General features: G+C 36.5%; 22 protein-coding genes and 1 pseudogene. 2 read left to right on the top strand and 21 right to left on the bottom strand.

What is annotated here, in order from left to right; translation table 11 throughout:
- Window positions 1-233 precede the first annotated feature (233 nt).
- The 21 genes from P20652_RS04025 to P20652_RS04080 all read right to left on the bottom strand — a co-directional run bounded on the left by P20652_RS04025 (window position 234) and on the right by P20652_RS04080 (window position 15,779).
- Entirely contained in the window at window positions 234-1,040 is an 807-nt protein-coding gene (locus tag P20652_RS04025) for a hypothetical protein (protein ID WP_008171180.1), read from the bottom strand.
- A 71-nt stretch (window positions 1,041-1,111) separates the two neighbouring features.
- Window positions 1,112-2,611: a helix-hairpin-helix domain-containing protein gene (locus P20652_RS04030; RefSeq protein ID WP_008171179.1), complete on the bottom strand. Its 1,500-nt coding sequence runs from the start codon at window positions 2,609-2,611 to the stop codon at window positions 1,112-1,114.
- A gap of 3 nt (window positions 2,612-2,614) precedes the next feature.
- Complete coding sequence (locus tag P20652_RS19585) at window positions 2,615-2,938, bottom strand: hypothetical protein (RefSeq protein ID WP_050548224.1); 324 nt, start codon at window positions 2,936-2,938, stop codon at window positions 2,615-2,617.
- Window positions 2,939-2,959: 21 nt separating this feature from the next.
- Window positions 2,960-4,081 carry a protein phosphatase 2C domain-containing protein gene (locus P20652_RS19580; RefSeq protein WP_008171176.1) on the bottom strand — a complete coding sequence of 374 codons (1,122 nt, stop codon included), beginning with the start codon at window positions 4,079-4,081 and terminating at the stop codon, window positions 2,960-2,962.
- Entirely contained in the window at window positions 4,081-5,145 is a 1,065-nt protein-coding gene (locus P20652_RS04035; RefSeq protein WP_008171174.1) for a TerY-C metal binding domain-containing protein, read from the bottom strand. The genes P20652_RS19580 and P20652_RS04035 overlap by 1 nt, the downstream gene beginning before the upstream one ends.
- Before the next feature lie 9 nt (window positions 5,146-5,154).
- A complete protein-coding gene (locus P20652_RS04040) occupies window positions 5,155-5,799 on the bottom strand; it encodes a VWA domain-containing protein (protein ID WP_008171172.1) in 645 nt (214 codons plus the stop codon).
- Window positions 5,800-5,808: 9 nt separating this feature from the next.
- A complete protein-coding gene (locus tag P20652_RS20590) occupies window positions 5,809-5,970 on the bottom strand; it encodes a hypothetical protein (protein ID WP_008171170.1) in 162 nt (53 codons plus the stop codon).
- Window positions 5,958-6,461 carry a VWA domain-containing protein gene (locus P20652_RS18815; protein ID WP_008171168.1) on the bottom strand — a complete coding sequence of 168 codons (504 nt, stop codon included), beginning with the start codon at window positions 6,459-6,461 and terminating at the stop codon, window positions 5,958-5,960. The genes P20652_RS20590 and P20652_RS18815 overlap by 13 nt, the downstream gene beginning before the upstream one ends.
- A gap of 148 nt (window positions 6,462-6,609) precedes the next feature.
- Entirely contained in the window at window positions 6,610-7,065 is a 456-nt protein-coding gene (locus P20652_RS04045; RefSeq protein WP_008171166.1) for a tellurite resistance TerB family protein, read from the bottom strand.
- 11 nt (window positions 7,066-7,076) lie between these two features.
- Window positions 7,077-7,688, bottom strand: coding sequence for an HAD family phosphatase (locus P20652_RS18810; protein ID WP_050548223.1), 612 nt, complete (start codon window positions 7,686-7,688; stop codon window positions 7,077-7,079).
- Between the two features lie 2 nt (window positions 7,689-7,690).
- Complete coding sequence (locus P20652_RS04050; protein ID WP_008171161.1) at window positions 7,691-8,779, bottom strand: cysteine protease StiP family protein; 1,089 nt, start codon at window positions 8,777-8,779, stop codon at window positions 7,691-7,693.
- The gene (locus P20652_RS04055; protein WP_158307898.1) at window positions 8,776-9,519 is read right to left on the bottom strand and encodes an HAD family hydrolase; all 744 of its coding nucleotides are present in this window, start codon (window positions 9,517-9,519) and stop codon (window positions 8,776-8,778) included. The genes P20652_RS04050 and P20652_RS04055 overlap by 4 nt, the downstream gene beginning before the upstream one ends.
- Before the next feature lie 23 nt (window positions 9,520-9,542).
- Entirely contained in the window at window positions 9,543-9,884 is a 342-nt protein-coding gene (locus P20652_RS19575) for a TRSP domain-containing protein (RefSeq protein WP_050548222.1), read from the bottom strand.
- Complete coding sequence (locus P20652_RS18805) at window positions 9,851-10,615, bottom strand: phosphoribosyltransferase domain-containing protein (protein WP_008171157.1); 765 nt, start codon at window positions 10,613-10,615, stop codon at window positions 9,851-9,853. The genes P20652_RS19575 and P20652_RS18805 overlap by 34 nt, the downstream gene beginning before the upstream one ends.
- Before the next feature lie 375 nt (window positions 10,616-10,990).
- Window positions 10,991-11,653, bottom strand: a complete 663-nt coding sequence (locus tag P20652_RS21120; protein WP_008171156.1) for a hypothetical protein — start codon at window positions 11,651-11,653, stop codon at window positions 10,991-10,993.
- 53 nt (window positions 11,654-11,706) lie between these two features.
- Window positions 11,707-12,075 carry a hypothetical protein gene (locus tag P20652_RS21115; protein WP_008171154.1) on the bottom strand — a complete coding sequence of 123 codons (369 nt, stop codon included), beginning with the start codon at window positions 12,073-12,075 and terminating at the stop codon, window positions 11,707-11,709.
- Window positions 12,076-12,087: 12 nt separating this feature from the next.
- Window positions 12,088-12,666, bottom strand: coding sequence for a TerD family protein (locus P20652_RS04060; protein WP_008171153.1), 579 nt, complete (start codon window positions 12,664-12,666; stop codon window positions 12,088-12,090).
- Between the two features lie 29 nt (window positions 12,667-12,695).
- On the bottom strand, window positions 12,696-13,298 hold the full coding sequence (locus P20652_RS04065; RefSeq protein WP_008171151.1) for a TerD family protein: 603 nt from the start codon (window positions 13,296-13,298) through the stop codon (window positions 12,696-12,698).
- A gap of 82 nt (window positions 13,299-13,380) precedes the next feature.
- The gene (locus P20652_RS04070; RefSeq protein ID WP_008171149.1) at window positions 13,381-13,956 is read right to left on the bottom strand and encodes a TerD family protein; all 576 of its coding nucleotides are present in this window, start codon (window positions 13,954-13,956) and stop codon (window positions 13,381-13,383) included.
- A gap of 265 nt (window positions 13,957-14,221) precedes the next feature.
- Window positions 14,222-15,325, bottom strand: a complete 1,104-nt coding sequence (locus P20652_RS04075; RefSeq protein ID WP_008171148.1) for a TerD family protein — start codon at window positions 15,323-15,325, stop codon at window positions 14,222-14,224.
- A 235-nt stretch (window positions 15,326-15,560) separates the two neighbouring features.
- Window positions 15,561-15,779 carry a hypothetical protein gene (locus tag P20652_RS04080; RefSeq protein WP_008171146.1) on the bottom strand — a complete coding sequence of 73 codons (219 nt, stop codon included), beginning with the start codon at window positions 15,777-15,779 and terminating at the stop codon, window positions 15,561-15,563.
- A gap of 345 nt (window positions 15,780-16,124) precedes the next feature.
- Between P20652_RS04080 and P20652_RS04085 the strand changes: the two genes are divergently transcribed.
- Window positions 16,125-17,615 (top strand): SulP family inorganic anion transporter, encoded by a 1,491-nt coding sequence (locus P20652_RS04085; RefSeq protein WP_008171142.1) that lies wholly within the window; start codon window positions 16,125-16,127, stop codon window positions 17,613-17,615.
- Window positions 17,616-17,625: 10 nt separating this feature from the next.
- Window positions 17,626-18,477, top strand: a pseudogene (locus P20652_RS04090) (universal stress protein).
- Window positions 18,478-18,548 lie beyond the last annotated feature (71 nt).

The following is an 18,548-nucleotide window of genomic DNA, read 5'->3' as shown; positions in this document are numbered from 1 at the left end:
TGTGGCACATAGCCCGCAAATTTGTATCGTTTGAGTTTTAAATACGCTAAATAATTACAGTATTAAACTTTGAAGCGAGGGAATAAATACAACCCCCTCTTTTTTAGATTATGCTATTAGCCTACTAGGTAGGTTAAATAAAAGTGTTTATTAAGTTTTAGTTATTGATATAAAACTTGATAATATACAACATAATTAAATAGTTAAATTATGTTGTATATCAAAAATAAGCGTTAGCTAATACCTTGCAAGCTTACTTCACAGTTTTCAATGCTAAAGCCTCTGTCTTTTGCTATTTTAACTTTACTGTTATCAATTTCTGAGTTAAAAAACACGTCGTTGCCTTCAACAGAAATACTGCCTATTTGCTTTTGCATCGCAATCCCGCTGCTTGTTAGCTTTATGTCCATATCGTCTGTAAAACCAATTAAAATAGGATCTGCACCAAGTGTTAAATTAAAGCTGTGTGCTTTTGCTAATGAAACGCCAGTACCAACGGGCTTTAATGTGACGTTAATTGATGCTTTTCTAAATACCTCTTCTGATGTTGCAACCATAAGCCCAATTACAGCGCCGGTTACAATAACGCCCATGGTGTAGCTTAAACCTAAGTTCATTACAACAAGCCCAATTGCACCACCTACTGCACCGGCAATTAACGCTACTTGTGCTTTTAAATTAGGTATTCTTAATGAGGCAACATAACCTGCTGCGGCTCCACTAATACTCCAACCAATAAGTCGCCCCATCTCATCAGATAACATATTCATTGATAAAAATGCTAATAAGCCACCAGCAGCACCTATACCAAGCCCTTTAGATGCACCATCGAATATTTTATTGGTGTTATCCCATGAATTGCTTTGGTAGTAATTTTGAACATAAACAAGGGATGCACCAATTAATGCAGCGTCAAGCGCTCCTGTAAAAACCCAACTACTAAAGGCTGATTCAAGAATACCTGTAATATGAGCCAAAATTGCACTCGCTAAACCACCTACACCGGCGCCTGCTGCAAACAAAACTTTTTTATTTATCATTTTCCTTCCTATAGAAAATTAGTGTTTTAGTTACTGTATACCCAACTAAAAATATACATGTAAAGATTTAATCAACAGTCACTATCAACCATTTGAATATTTAATAATCGGTCACCTCTTTCATTACCAATGAGTAAATTAATCCCATCTGTAATTTGAATCTGACTTCCTACTGGGTAACTTTCTTTTGTGGTTGCATTTATTAGGTGAGGCATATTTTCGTTTACTAAATACCAAGCATGATTATGAAAAACAAAATAGCCTTGTCGCTTTTTATCATGTGCTTGCAGCCTTTCGTTTGGTGTTACAAAACGATTGGTGTGCCATCTGTATAATGATTGGTTTGTGTAAACCATTAACCTGTGATCATCAGAAACAAAACGCCCTTTTTCTCTTTCAGAATAAAAGTTAATTACAGGAAGTAACCCGTTGTACTTGGTACCGCAAAAAGGGCATGTTGGCGAGAGTGTATTATCAAAAATATACCAACCTTGTTTGCACTCTGGGTTAACGCATGGCTGAATCAAATCAATCGATTTAATTAATGCGCTTTCCCATTCATCAGCAGTTGGTCGGCTCTGTGGCGAATGAAGCCCGTCAATAAACGCTCTTTCAAATAACTTACTTATGTAAGGACCGGTAATTGAGTAAGGTAGTTTGTTGGTGTCTTTCCAAGGTAGCTCGGTTGGTTTTACTCTTTCTAGTTTTATTCGGTTGTCGGCGTTTGTAGGGTGCTCTACAAATAAAGCTTTTTCGCCCATGGATAAGGTTTCGTCTTTTTGCGGGTCTAAGTCTCTTACTTTGTCGCCTCGCAAAGGGTGGCGTAATAATAAGTAGTTATAAATTAAAACAGCTAATGCGTGTCTGTCTGTTGATATATTTGGTAAACACCTCGCTGGATCTGTTTTAGATAGGTGCGCTGTGGCTACTACCTCAGGTGCAATAAAATCGGGTGTGCCTACTACGTCTGGCGGGTACTTTCCTGGTACAACCAAACCATCAACATCAATAATGGTTGCAAGCCCCTCTACAGGCGACACAAGCACATTTTTATAACTTAAATCAGAGTGAGCAAGCCCTGCTGCATGTAATCTGCGTACGGCTCTGGCAATAGTAAGGGATATTTTTAGGTATTTAGACCAATCCCCTTTTTCTCGGTCATCAAGAAAACGGTTTTGGTTATTTGCCGATGCAAACCATTTACCTTGTTTTTCTTTGCCTTTGATATTTAAAAAGTCATTATTAACTGAGCCATAATCAAAGAAAAAATGCGCCTGATACGAGGGTACAACAACGCCTATTCGACCGTCGTGTTCAACAATTTTTTCAGGCCAACAAAAAAAGCTTTTCCAGTAATCACCGGTTTCATGCTGGAAAATACTTTCGCGATACCGACCCGTGATCATTTCTAGTCGTTCTATGCTTGCATGATCTAGCTCGTCTCTGTAAAAAGCGACCACGTAGGATTTACAAGGGCTAAAGTACACATCTTTCATTGCACCTGAGCCAATGATCTCATCAACAAATTCTACAACAGAACCATCAAGTGCGTTTATTTTAATAACTGCCATAAATCACTCCTTAACGAGGCAAACAGAAATTGTACGATCGTCATGGTTACCCTTTGACCAAAAATCCATCCACTGGGTTAAACCTTGTAAGCCATCTTCACGGTTTTTGTTTGTAACATGCGGCTCTAACTCATTCCACAGTCGATCCCAATGAGTTAGTGAATCTAGTTGTTTTTCTGTTTCAAACCACGCATCGGTGATCCCATCGGTGGCTAGAATAAGCGCACTCATAGATTCAACTTTTTCGATTCTAACCCGTCTGTAAACACTGCCATCATCAAATATTTTGTTATCTAAAAAATCGAGTTTGCCCAGCAAATTCACCACTGTCTGGTTCGCCCATTAACACTACTTTTTATTTTTATCGTATATAGCAATACCACCATCCCCAATCCAAAAAGAAATAACGAGGTAGCCACCTGCCACTTTTTTATGCGCGGCAAGTATTAATGTTGTAGAGAAGTCTTTTATACTGTCGCCTTGGTTTGCATCAACACTATTGTTTATTGCTTTAGCGGCACTAAAAACGGCTTTTACGATAGTATGCTGGTAGGCTTCGAGTAATGATTTTTGGTTTTCTTCGTTACTATCATTAGAGAAGTCGTTATACGCTTTTTCAAGTGCGGTGCCGTAATGTCCATTTAAAGATTCTTTAAGTGAATCGGTTGCATTGTTTACGGCAACAAATGCGCCTTGGCGCGAATATTTGCACGAACCTGCACCATCAGCAACACAGCTAATAATCCATTCAGATGAGTCGTCACAGTAAAGTTTAAAATCGTCATCGCGATGAATGCCTTTATGAGCATGCGAACGCCCCCTTACACTGCTACCCATTAACAACATGCTGCTATTTTCACAATATGCGTGGTGTGTGTCTGGTTTATGAAAACGAGCAGTGTCGTCTGAGGGGATATTTTTCCACAGTGATTTTGGATCGGGCACAATAGTTACTTTTACTCTTACAACCACACCCTGAACCTGCCCATTAGCAAGCGGGGTTGAGCCGTATAAATCAAACTGATGATCGCCAACTTGAGTTGTTGTGCCAGACAACGTTAATTTATCTGCATCAAATTCTACGCCCTCAAACTCATCAATACTTTTTGTTTGAAAAAAGCTGATCTTTGCATCAGTTTCACTCGCAAGAGATATCGATTCAAAAAACAACGTATTAGCTTTAAGGTTAGGCAAGCGGACATTAATAACCAAAGGCGGTATTTGTTTATTTACACTTAAGTTGTTATTTTTTTTATGCAATTTAGCGCCCTCTGTTGTTAGACGCACCATACTTTTGTCATTTTTTACTAATGGCGTTAGCTCATTAAGCAATGCATTTATATGATGCTGTACAACGGTTTGATCTAAATGTTGGTTAGCTCGCTTTTGAACAAATGACTGTTTTGTATTTGTAAGTGAAGCTTGGAGTAAAATGTCTAATAATGCTTGTTCGAGCTTTACTTTACTCATTAGCCCTGACCTCGCGTAATAGAAAAATCACCGCTTCCTTGGCTAAACTTAATGCTTTTTTCGCACCACGGACACATAACAATATCTTCATCGCCAATGCACAATAATTTACCACAACCGCACATTGCAAAAGCTGACTGATTACCGCATTGCGGACAAGGCGGAATACCATCAAGAGACGACGTATCGACTTGCTCTGCAACGTAATTATCAGAGGACCATTCAAAGTAACTTTCTTCTAATTTATAGGCGCCTTCGAGGTGATAGTACTGATGGTTTTGAATAAAACGCTCCATCCCTTCAACAAGTTTTGGTTTAGCGTATTTAATTAAATAAGGACGACGATTGCTTGAACAACGACCCGTTAATGTTACACAACTTGAATCAGACGCACTCGCCTCATGGTTGTTAAGCTCGCTTGTATTACCCATTATTCTTAGGCCAGCGTTACTTACTTTTTCTAGAGATACGGGAGAATTTTTATTATCTAGCTCTATCATTTGGCTTTGTGCTTTAACAGATGCACTTACCCATTCAATAAATTTAAAGAACTGATTTTTATCGGTGTTTTCCAGCGCTAACACGGGATTTGCAACTTGATTTAATATATCAATATCTGCATTTAAGCCCAACGTAATGGCAATAAGGCTGGCATTTTTAGCGTACTTATCTTGCCAACGCGTAATTGCCTGGCTTGGATCGTCTGTTGGTTTTCCATCAGTTATAAGAAAAACAATAGGTTCCCAATCACCACGTGTTTCATATGTGGTTTTTTTTACATTGGTATCTATTTCATCCATTAATACATTTAATGCGCTACCTAAAGATGTACCGCCACCTACAGGAATTTTAGGCGGATAAAAAGAAATCAAATCAACTAAGGGAGCAATTGTTTTAGCTTTGCCGGCAAATGCTATAACGCTAATAAAAACAGTTTCTAATGAATGAGGATCTTGACGCAAAGAAGAAACGATATTTTCGATTCCTTTTTCCATCAATTCAATTGGCTCTCCAGTCATTGACTCTGATACATCTATTACAAAAAATATCGGTAATCTGCGCATGCTATTTCCTTATAATACGATTTGAAACTCCGGCGGTGGAGGTGGTAGCGAGTTCTCCAGTGGTCCATCTACACCTGAGCTCATTGAGCCGGCTGCTATAGAATCACTTACCCATTTAAAAAATTGTGAAAATGCCGAACTTTCCATGTTGTCTAACACAACAACATTACTTGTTAATTGCTTTAAAAACTCAGGTTTTGCTTTGGGACCCGCAGCACACGCAATTATTTCAGCAAAGTTACTTGCCTTAACTTTTGGTAGGCTTTCTTTAAACACCATTAAATCTGATGGTGAGCCATCGGTCATAATAAACAGCATGGGTCTAAAGTCGCCTTTAGTATCATCTGAGGATTTAATTACATTTTTTGCTACTTTATCAACAACAAATTCCAGAGCTTCTCCCATGTGAGTAGCACCCGATCTAGGTAATTCAATCTCTGAAAATTGCGCACTTTCGAGCGGTGTTAAAGGTAAAATTTCTTTCACTTCACGATCAAATGTAATTAACGATAAATACACAGATTCAAGCGCGTAAGGGTCTTGTCTTAACGCGGTTAGCATTGAACTAATACCTACGTTAACAGCATGAATAGGCTCGCCTTGCATAGAACCAGAGCTATCAATTAAGAGGTATACAGGTAAACGTCGACTCATTACTGACTCCTATTTTTTGGTTAAATCAACTAAGTTAATTTCAGGTGGTGGCGGCGGAAGATCCGATAGTTGAGACGCTTCTGATTCGCCATTTTCTACTTTTTGAGAGTTTGTTGAAATACTTGCAGATACCCACTCAAAAAAGGACTGAAATTGCTTTAGAGTCTGCATTTTCTAAGATGCACAACATTTTCAGTTATTCTTGTAAGCTCATCTATTTTTGCATGATGACCAGCAGCGCACGCGACTATAATACCCATTTTTGTTGCTTTTAAATCATCGATACCTTTTTGAAAATCGTCGGTTGCACCACCATCACTAAATACAAAAACGAGTGGTCGCCAATCACCTTTTTCGTCAAGCGTTGTTGTTTTAACTTCTTCATTCACTTTATTAGCAAGTAAAGTAAGTGCAGCCCCAAGCGATGTGGTGCCTGAAGGTGTTAAATCGGGTGATTGAAACGACATTAAATCAGTAAGAGGCACTGACTGAACGGCTTTAGTGTTAAATTCAATTATTGATAAAAATGCAGTTTCTAGTGCGTAAGGGTCTTGGCGAAGTGAAGAGAGTAAGGTTTCTAAACCATTTTTTACTGATTCAATTGGCTCTCCATACATTGAGCCAGATGTGTCTAATAATAGGTATACTGGTAAACGCCTCATAATGAGTTCCTTAATAGATAATTAACGAAAACTCATGCGTAGATAAAGCAGTTATACATAAACTAATAACACAAAGTGGTAGTTGTCATTATTAATTTGTTAGCATATTTGTTTACTACCTTCTCTACACATTAATTTTGTAACTGATTTATAAATCAAACTCAGATGGTGCAATACCTACCGCATTACACGCTTCTTTAATTGCACGTTTTTCGTCAGCGTCAAAATCACCATCAGCACCGCCAATAACAATACCTAACTGAATACACGCTCGTGCTTGGTCTTGCTTACCTTTTAACGCGCTTAACGCTTGAATTGCTTCTATTTTACCAAAGTCGTAATCGGCTTCTAACTTGTTGCAATAAAAATCAAACTTCTCTTTTAAATCCGAAGCAGAAAAAACTTTTAAGGACTCGTTAGATACAATAAAACCAGCTGTTTTTTTACGCTCGTCCGCATCTATGTCACCATCAGCGGCTGCAACTAATGCACATATAGCCATTGATGCATCTGCAAATTTTTTGTTTTTAAATTGACCAATATTTTTTTGTAAACTATCGTTTGCATCGCTTATTTTTTCTTTAACGTTATTCCAAAAACTCATACTATTCTCCATTAATTGTTTATAAACGGACTTAATTGCCCTTTTTTAACATAAAACTTTTTTTCAGCGAGCTCTAGCATGGGTATGTCTACAGGTAAATTACCGTATGCTTCTTCAACTGAGCACGTTAACTTTTCGCTCGCAATTAACGTATTAAATCGTGCTACTTTTTCTTCAATTTGGCACTCTGTACCAATTAACCCATTTAGTACATTATCATCTTCTTTCAATAATGTACCAATTACTCTTTCAACGGGCCATTGTAGTTTATTAACGATGCCTTCAATAAAATATTGGGGCGAAGCGGTAATAATCCAAATTTCTACCCCTTGAGCGTGTAAATGCATCATTCTGTCTATAACTGGTTTAATAGGTGTTAATTTTTCGGCCGTGTTTACACCAGCTTCAAATACCAGTTCGTTGCTTTTATTATTTAAAGAAAGCATGTAAAAATGCTGCTTGATCGAGTTTTTTATTGTTTTTCTGGATACTTTTTGTTTAGTAAATATTGGTAAAAGATAAGTAAAAAGAGGTCTTTTACCTAAAAAATACTTGAACAAAAAACTCAAAGAATTTTCTTTAACCAATGTTTCATCAAAATCAAATACTGCTATTTTTTTCATAACTAATCTACATCTTTTATAAGTGCACACGCACCAAATGGCATTTCGGGTAATACACATACCTCAATGCTCTTTTCGTTGGCTATTGTAATCAAGTGCGCGGTATTTGGGTTACTCGCATCATTTACAATCAAAAGGTCAGGTACTCTGCGTAACATTACTCGTGTTGCTTCTGCTATACCGGGTTTAATTCTGTTTATATCGGTCACGCTAAATTTTTTCATTAATAAGCGAATATAATTTTGAGTTAGCTGATTACGCGCTGCTCTTTGCTGCTCATCTGGCACGGCTGCTAATTTATAATATGCCGTTTTAAAGCAATTAGAAATTTCTGAAATAAACCAATTTGAATAATCGTATTGAGCTAAATGTTCATACGAAATACAGCCATGAAAATCATCTTTTTTAATCTGATCATTAATAACTGAGCGACTAATTAAACCACTTACTGTTGAGTTCATTAACGCACTGGGTATTGCATAGTCCTCAAACGTAACGCAGTAGTCAGCGGTTCCACCTATGTCGGATACAACATATAAGGTGTTGCTTATATTAACTTTACGGCTAGTATTATAATCTTCAATCGCTTTTTTAAGCTCTTTAGTAATAACCCCTTTGGCAGTCCAACCATCAATAAATACAATGCTTTGAGGAGGTATTTTTAGATCAAAAATAAGATAATCCAAAGCATTAACATCAATACCTTTATCGCGAACAATGCTAATTGAGTAGTGCGTTGAGTTATATTGTGAGTAGTTGTTTATACCTTTATTAACAAGCACCCCAATAGGTGTACCCGCTCTAACTAAAGAAACAATACACACATCTTGCTTAACATTATTGGAGATGAGACACGATAAATTAAGAATTTCTTCAGCTAATTTGTGTTTATATTTTGCTGTTAAATCATGAAATAATTTTTCATATTCAGGGGTTGGCTTACTTTCTTGGCTAACCATTTGAGAGTAATGCAATTGCCCTGTTTGAATTAAGCGTTCTTTATCTTCGATAGAATGAAATTCTGGTTTTATTTTTTTCAATAAGAACAAGCAATCGTGTTCTGGATAACTACCCATTAATGGAGTTTTCATTGATATTGCTCCTTGTCTAAAATTTGCGAACCGTTGGGAGCAATTAAAAAATCAGACTCTTTCATAAAAGGTAAATCACTATTACTGTCGCCAATACTAAACACCGTATCATGCTCTCCTATCTTCAATTTATCTTTAATAAACTTAACCGCAATTTCTTTTCTTGCATAAGGTGGTAATATCGCAAAATTACGTCCATTGCTGTGCAATAACATGTCATTTGGAAGTATGCTTTTTAAATACGAATCAACCTCTTTGGCTTTATTTTCGCTGTAATCACTTCTCGATACTTTAACACACACATAAGCTGTAATGCCTTGATCAGCAATAAGCCTGACCAGCACTGCACTGTCTAATGCTTTAAAATGATTATGTAAATGATCAAACGTTTTTACCAGCTCGCTTTGCAATAATGCTAAGTTAAACTCTGCGTTAATAAATGCGTGCCATTGCCCTAGCAATGCATGATTTTGATCTAATATAACGGCGCCATGCGATACCACAGCATACGGTGTATTTTTAATAACAGGTAAAGTGCAATTTAAAAACGAATCTGTTCTTCTGCCTGTCACTGGTATAAATACGCCACCTGCAGCTTCAAAAATATTAAGCAATTTTTGTTGCTGTAACGAAGAATACCCTTGAGGCTCACCTTGGTTATTTGTTGTTGCCACAAAAGATAAGTCACCTTTTGTGTTTTTTAGGCTTTTAAATAATGTGTCGTCTAAATCAGTAAACACAAACAGCCTTGAGGTGTGCTGTGCTAGCATTTCCATTCGTGGTATTTAACCCCATCAGTAAATAGTAGCCCTTCATAATTTTTTTCACTCACTACAAATATTGATTTGTTTTCAGGGAAAAAATTATATAAATAATGTTCAGTGTCGTTTTCTACAGTCGTGATTCTATGCTTATTAACGATTGTATCGCACAGTAATATTGGCGATCGATTAATAGATTGAAAAACCACTTCCACCCCTTTATTCTCAAGTCTTTCGGCTAATAAAAATGGAATATATTGATGTTCTCCATCGGCAATAACTACCGTACTTTGAGATGTATTAATGCTCTTTATTTTTCTTTGTAAGGCATTAATAAACCACACCTGCCGGTATCATTTGCAGAGTCCGCATTAGAGAGCTTAGAATTTACTTTATCAGGGAGCTGAGGATTAAAATCAGGGTCTTTATCTAAACTAATATTAGCTTTGAGTAAGGAGACATAACGAATTGGAATATCCAAATTTAAGTCATGTAAATAATTTTTTTCGCCCATTAAATCAACGATTGACGTAACTACTATTTCTTCTAAATCAGGTAAGTAAGGTAGTATTTTTAAAAGCAAAACCTTAATAGTGCGCCCAGTGGTAATCTCATCATCAACTATAACAAGTCGTTTAGATTTAATTATAGAGTTTAATAAATTCGCACTTGGTTGGTAAAACATGTGATTAACTGCATGGCTATGTTCTTCATCTACAGTAAACCATAATTTTTCATCTAGTTTATGCCTTGTAGTGTGTTGAAAATAAACATCATCATTTTGAGTGTGAGCCAAGCTGTCAGCAACACCTGCACCTAAACCGGTTGCCGCTTCAGCAAAACTTACAACATAGGTTTGAGACCCTTCGCCTATCTTTTCGGCTAATTGGTTGTAAGTTTGTCTCATTACTTTAGGAGCAGTTGGGGTGTAACGTCCTATTAATTTATTTACTAAAATAAAATAGCGTTTAGGATTTTCTCGACAAGCAAATGTCAAAATACGATCTAATGTTGTTCTTTCTTCAGCCGTTTTTAACGAAAGTGTACCGGCTTTAATGTCGTAGATATGTTTCATATTTTCCAGTTATATCTTCTGCATGCTTATAAAAATCTCAGTTGCTATTATGCTCCTGTTTAACTGAAAAATTTTTAATACATTTATAAGTCAATTATGTGTGTTTAAATTAGGGTGTGTTGTTTTTACAAGTCACTTAAATATCGCTAACGTTATATTTATTACACTAAGTAAGCGGTCAATAATAGCAATTGTAAAAAGGTGCTATAACAAGGCAATAGTTTAGATATTTAATGTGCCAAAACGAGGAGTATATAAATAATGAATAAATTTATAAACCCAAAATTCATACCCCACAATAATAAATGGGCTTAATATTTAAGCCCATAACGTTTAATAATATCAAGCTTATAGCGCTTGAGACTAATTAAATACCTATTGAATAACGAAGTACATACTCGCTGCCCAAACAGTAAACATAGCAAGTAAAAAGTACGCTATGGTTTTTGTCACTTTTTTATAATTAAATAATAAGCTCGCAGCCACTGCAGCCGTTACCCCAACAATTGACCAACGTAATATTGTTAAGTTGTCATCTTGTACAAGTGGTAAAGAATCCACACCATTAATTATAAACCAAGCTAATAATGGGAGTGCAAATGCGATGGTCGTATCAAAAGTGTTAGATGCTAATGGATTAGCAACTGCATCTTCGTATTCGCCTTTTTGAGCGTCTTTAATTGATAAAATTAAGTCTGGTACAGACGATGCAGCAGCACCAAAAACTAAACCTGCAAAAAATTGAGGTACACCTAATACTGTTGCACTGCCTAAAACACCTTCAACAAGTATGTGAGAAGCACCCGAAATAACTGCAATAGCCAATGATATAACAACTACAGCACTTGTTGCTGTAAAGGTACGATTCGAGAAAAATAACGCGTTAAAGTTAAAGGTAAAGATATTCGCTATAACACCTCTATCCTCAATTTCTTCATACTCATACTCTTCTTCATCGTCACCGCTTACATGGTTTTTAGCATCAAAATATAAATGAACCGCATATAAAAAATAAATTACATTTAATATTACAGCCATCCAAATTGTAAAACTATTAAAACCAAGGCAAACAATTAACGTGATTTCTGCGGTTAAAACCCAAAAACATCACGTAACAGTACACGTTTGTTAAGTTCAATATGCTCTACCGATTTACCATTTCCATCTTTAGCCATAATGATAGACAAAGCAGGTATAACACAACCGTTAAAGATAGCAGAACCCGCTGTAACACCTAAAGCAACCATAACGAGAGATGGGTCGTTAAACCAAAATAAACAAGCGATTACAACACACATTTCCGGCATGCTAGAACCAATAGCATTTACTGTTGCACCTTTAACCCCTGGCGGGAAGTTACGACCTAAATACCCTGCAGCCTGCTCAAATGTGTCGCACGCAAATTTAAGTAAGTAACACGACAAAATAATATATATAAATGGTAATATTGTATCTAACACGTCTTTCTCCGACTAAGCAATATTAACGCCATAATTAACAGCCATAGCATGCAGACCACCTGCGTACCCTTGACCTACCGCTCTAAACTTCCACTCATTGTTATGTCTGTAAAGCTCACCAAAAATGATGGCTGTTTCGGTTGAATAATCTTCTGATAAATCATAACGAATTATTTCTTCGCCTGACTTTTCATCAACAACACGTATAAATGCATTCGATACTTGTCCAAAGTTTTGAGATCTGGCATTTGCATCATGAATGGTTACACCAATTATAATTTTATGAACGTTACTAGGCACGATTGATAAATCAATTTTAATTGACTCATCATCTCCATCTCCGTCCCCAGTTAAGTTATCTCCAGTATGCTCTATTGATAAGCAAGGTGAAGTTAACGCACCATAAAAAATAAAGTGTTGATCAGATATAATTTTTCCAGCTTCATTTAACATAAACGCTGATGCGTCTAAATCAAAATCTGCGCCATCTGATGATCGTGAATCCCAACCGAGCCCTACTAAACACTTACTGATACCAGGTGCAATTTTTTCAAGAGATACATTTGCACCCTTTTGTAAGGATATTGCCATTAATTACTCCTTTAATATCTATAAATACTTTACAGGTAGCTGCTTTCTGCTGTTTTGATTGTTTGCTCAAGCTTTTTATCACTTGTTGTTTCGCCAATCGCAGAAAATTTCCAGTTGCCATTATGCTTATATAATTTACCTAAAATCATAGAAACAGAACCCGCAAACTTAGGATCGTTTGCAATATCGTATACTGCGTGAATCGAATCAACGCGACTAGGTGTACCTTCGTATAAACGAATAGACGCAAAAGGAATTGTTTTAAAGTCATCGCCACTAAACGAGTTAAGTACAAATACAATTTGTTCTGCATTAGCTGGTAACTGGCTCAAGTTAACGTTAATTACTTCGTTATCTAGTCCATCATCGCCATCAGTATCACCGGTTAAATCGTCGCCAGAATGTTGAATACCTGTCGAGTTTAATTTTCCGAAATATACAATGTCTAATAGCTTTTTGTTTGCATCAAACACAGCACAACTTGCGTCTAAATCTACTGCAACCATTTTTTTACCAAAGAAGCCTTTTTTCTCGATAGCTCCCCAGTTAACGCCTACACAGATATTTGTTAAGCTAGAACCATTAGACTTTTCAAGGCTAATCTTTTGACCTTTTTGTAATGAAATTGCCATTTTAAATCCTTTATATTAAAAAAATCAGCTGAAACTAAAATTAATTTCAACTGATTTATTGGTTAACTATTTATATTCGGTATTAAACCGACACGCCGTATTGGCGAGCTAAAGGTGCAAGACCACCTTCAAAACCCTGACCAATCGCTTTAAATTTCCACTCACCGTTATGACGGTATAACTCACCGAAGATCAATGCTGTTTCGATTGAATAATCTTCAGATAGGTCATAACGTGCAACCTCATCATTTGATGAAGAATTAACAATGCGAATAAATGCATTTGATACTTGACCAAAGTTTTGTTTTCTTGATTCAGCATCATGAATAGTTACAGCAACAACTATTTTAGTAATATCTGCTGGGATCTCTTTAAGGCTAACTTTGATAGATTCATCATCGCCTTCGCCTTCACCCGTTAAGTTATCGCCAGTATGTTCTACTGATTTACATTCAGATATTAAATTATTAAAAAAGATAAAGCCGTTATCTGCTTTAACCTTACCTTCAGCATTTAACATAAATACTGAAGCGTCTAAGTCAAAATCAGCGCCGTCTGTAGCACGAGAATCCCAACCTAAACCTAATAAACAATTTGTCATCCCTGGAGCAACTTTCTCAAGAGAAACATTACCACCTTTTTGTAAAGATACTGCCATTTTTAAAACTCCTTTATAATTTATGTAAACGAATAAAAACAAAACACTTACGATACAAGTTTAATGTATCGACTTAAAAAAACAATACCATAATGAACTATCTAAACAAGAGCAAGATTATAAGACTTCTTACTCTCATATTTATTACCTTCATACCTTAAAATTGTAAAAAAACTCAAAATCTGATATGCTTTTAACTATAAGAGTGTAATACGGTAACATCTCTGAGCCTATAAGCATCAGCTCTTCTCATTTTTAAGGTCCGTTATTTACTTCCTGCGCTCCATTTAAAGCCCCATCCATATGCTTTATCACAATCGGCATGACCTTTAAAAAAGCGATTAAGTCTTTCTACCGCAACAGTATTGTTTTTTACGGTTAGCTCTGCAATTGCACAAAAACCTGTATTGCTTGAGGTTTCATTTAGCTGAGTTTCGATAGGCGGCATATCTGGTACATGCAACCTTACTACAGCATTTGCTTTGTCCCAATTTGGACTGCCTGAATAAATAAAAGTAAAAATAATAATACGTTTTACATTATTAATATTATTACCATCTATATGTATCCACTCACCATTTGAGCTATCCCCCGTTCTGTCATCCGCCAATAACTTAATATAAGGGCTATATTCAAAACGGTTCCCTAAGGCTTGCACTATACTTTTTTCACCATTTTTGAGCTCTATAAATGCACCAAGGTCAAGATCGATTCCAGAGCTAAAAAAGCTGCTTTTACCTTTTTCCCAGTTTAAATTAACCTTTATAAGACCTATTTGTCCTGCCTTTTTAGTAAGATCAACTTTAGGAGAGCTTTTAGTTAAACTAATTTTACTCAAATTTACTGTTAGTGTAGGCGTAGTTAAAGGTGCTGGCTTCGGTGATGATTCAACTACTGGTTCATCAGCTATATCTACACCATAATGTTCAGCTAATGGCTTTAGACCGCCATTGAAACCTTGACCAACAAACTTGACCTTCCAACTATTATTTCGTTTATAAATTTCTAATAAAATAAGTGCAGATTCAGAACGTCCATTAGTATCTAATTGACATTCAAAATCAGAACTGTCAAAGGAAATAGCTGGATGGGTTGCAAAAGTACCGTTATCCGTAGTGGCTGCAATAGCGAACTTTTCTATGTTAGAAGGTACATTATTAAGATTCATTAAAATTTCTTTTGATTCTAAAGTAACAGTACCACATGCACTTTTTGAAGCTCCGTAAAAAACCATACCATTGTCATTGTGTACTTTGCCATTTTCACCCAAGCAAAAAACTGAAACGTCTATTGAATCAGTCATAGTATGTTTTATTGTAAAGCTTGGTTGAGTAATGTTTGTATTACTACCTATAACGAGTATTTCCAAAACGATTCCTTTTAAAATATATTAACTGCTAATCAATGCGCTCTAAATCAACCCCATCTTCGTCAAAAAAGCTGTAAGTTGTTTAATATTATCACCTAATGATTCATACATAGGGTCAAACGAATCGCTTGACCAATCGCCACACTAACTTCGCCATTCAAACCTCGCACTCGAATCAAACTCATCATCTGTTTTTTACAGATTGCTCCCCGCGTAAAAATGCAACAAGCTCAGCTTATGTAAGCGTTTTATCATCAACGAGCTTTAAAATTTCGGGACCTGTGAGCGTTGTTTCGTCTTGCAGGGAAATATCAATACACGACTCAACAATAAGTTTGTAGCCTTTGTATTCAAGCAAAGCGGTCACATGGTTATAATTATAATGACCAACTAAACTACTTGCACAGTTATCGCTAATTTCCCCATTATCAAAAAACAATTTTTTAAGCGGCATTTAATGCCTTTCACCTATTTAATGAGGTAATTTATCTGATTGATCACAATTAATAAATCTTAAATTTGTAACTATATAATTCTGGAGCAGTAAATTTAGTATGTGGTTAAAATTACGTTCTACTAGAAACAAACCTACCCTTATGTTATTTTTTTCATGTAAATTAATCAATTGAATCAACTATAGGAGTCTTTCTTTTTTGAAACTTACGCCGCCCTAGGCAACCACTCCCCTTTTTCATCAGCACGTTGCGTGTAACCTTAATCGCCATCTGCGCGAGAATCATTGTTATTTAAATAAAATACTCCCCTATACTTTGGGAAACTAACTAATTAGGTTTATTACATGTTTGATCACGTAAAAAGAGATTGGCTCTCTAATGTTCGTGGCGATGTGCTTGCTGGTATTGTTGTGGCGCTTGCCCTAATACCGGAAGCGATTGCCTTTTCTATTATTGCGGGTGTTGATCCAAAAGTAGGTTTATACGCCTCATTTTGTATTGCGGTTATTATTGCCTTTGTAGGCGGACGCCCTGGCATGATATCGGCGGCTACCGGTGCAATGGCATTGTTAATGGTGACGCTGGTTAAAGATCATGGTCTGGAATACTTACTGGTTGCTACCTTACTTACTGGTGTACTACAAATATTTGCAGGCTTTTTAAAGCTCGGTGAGCTAATGCGGTTTGTATCGCGCTCTGTTGTAACAGGGTTTGTAAACGCACTGGCGATTTTAATATTTATGGCGCAGTTACCTGAGCTTACCAATGTTACTTGGCATGTTTATGCGATGACTGCAGCGGGTTTGGGTATTATTTACTTATTTCCGTATATTCCAACAATTGGCAAAATCCTTCCCTCCCCTTTAGTGTGTATTGTTGTTATTACCTTACTTGCACTGTTTTTAGGGCTTGATATAAGAACTGTTGGCGACATGGGCGAACTGCCAGACACCCTGCCTATATTTTTATGGCCCGATGTACCGCTAACGCTCGAAACGCTGCAAATTGTTTTACCGTATTCGATTGGTCTTGCGGTTGTGGGCTTACTTGAATCCATGATGACCGCCACTATTGTTGATGACTTAACCGATACAACGAGCGATCGTAATAAAGAGTGTAAAGGTCAAGGTATTGCCAATATTGGCGCAGGTTTATTTGGTGGTATGGCGGGTTGCGCCATGATTGGACAGTCAATTATTAACGTTAAATCGGGCGGACGTGGCAGGCTTTCAACCTTTATTGCTGGTTTATTTTTAATCATCATGGTGGTGTTTTTAGATGAGTGGCTGCGTTTAATTCCTATGGCGGCATTAGTTGCAGTAATGATTATGGTATCGATTGGTACGTTTTCGTGGACATCCGTTAAAGATTTAAAAAAGAACCCGCTTTCGTCAAACGTAGTGATGATTTCCACCGTTATTGTAGTAGTTGCCACGCATAATCTAGCCATTGGCGTTTTAGTTGGCGTGTTGTTAGCTACGTTGTTTTTTGCGAACAAAATTGGTCGCTTTATGGTTGTTACAACTAAGCACGATGAAACTAAAAACCTAGTAACTTATGAAGTTGTAGGTCAGGTATTTTTTGCCTCAGCAGAGCAATTTATTGCTTCGTTCGATTTTAAAAGTGCGGTAACAAATGTTGTTATAGATTTAACCCATGCCCACTTTTGGGATATAACCGGTGTATCGTCACTCGATAAGGTGGTTATTAAATTTAGACGCGAAGGTGCAACAGTTAGTATTGTTGGTATGAATAGCGCAACCGAAACAGTTGTTGATAAGTTTGGTGTACATAACGACCCTAAAGAAGTCGATAAACTACTTGGCGGTCATTAAGGAGAATGTAATGAAAAAAATAATTACCTGTATCGATGGCTCTGTCATTACACACGCTGTAACCGAAGCTGCTATTTAGGCTTCAAAAAAGCTAGATAAATCAATTAGCTTTATACATATGCTTGAAAAAATACAACAAACTAATGTAGGTAACTACACAGGTACGATTGGTTTAGGTGCCCAATCGGCCTTGCTTGAAGAAATGACAAAACTCGATGAACACCGTAGTAAAGTTTCTTTAAAACTAGCAGATGAATTACTCGACTCGGTTGCTGTACAAGCAAAAATTGCTCATATTCAAAACTATGAATTAATTAAACGTCACGGTGATGTAATCGACGCTATTATTGATTTTAAAGATGATACTCGCTTAATCGTTATTGGTCGAAATGGTGTTGATCATCGTGTTAATTTAAATGCACTTGGTTCACACATCGAAACGCTCGTGCGTAGCGCCTCGCAACCAATATTGCTTATTTCTAGAAAGTTTAAGCAGCCTAAATCATTTATGATTGCGTACGATGGTCGCGAAACAGCCGACAAAGCACTGCAACAAGTTATTGATGGCGGTTTATTACATGGGCTTCATTGTCATTTAGTGAGTATTAATAATAATGAGAAGAACTTAGAAGAGAAGTTTCTTAACGCTCAATTTAAACTCAGTAGTATGGGTTTTGAAGTGTCTGCAAGCTTTTTAGAGGGCAATGTTTTTGACTCGTTAATGCAATACAAAGAGCAAAATAATATTGATTTGATTGTTATGGGGGCTTTTGGGCATTCTAAGTTAAGGCAGTTTTTTGTGGGCAGTAATACCATTAAAATGCTCGAAAACAACGATGTGCCAGTTATTATATTAAAGTAAGTGGTTGTTTTAAGTAAGCGCTACATTTAAGTAAGCAACTGTTTTAAATTATATTTTAATAATCCACTTTA

Origin of the sequence: Pseudoalteromonas sp. BSi20652 (genome assembly GCF_000239855.1) — a bacterium.
Lineage (GTDB): Bacteria > Pseudomonadota > Gammaproteobacteria > Enterobacterales > Alteromonadaceae > Pseudoalteromonas.
The sequence above is the reverse complement of the archived record's forward strand: the minus strand, read 5'-3'. Positions and strand labels throughout refer to the sequence as shown.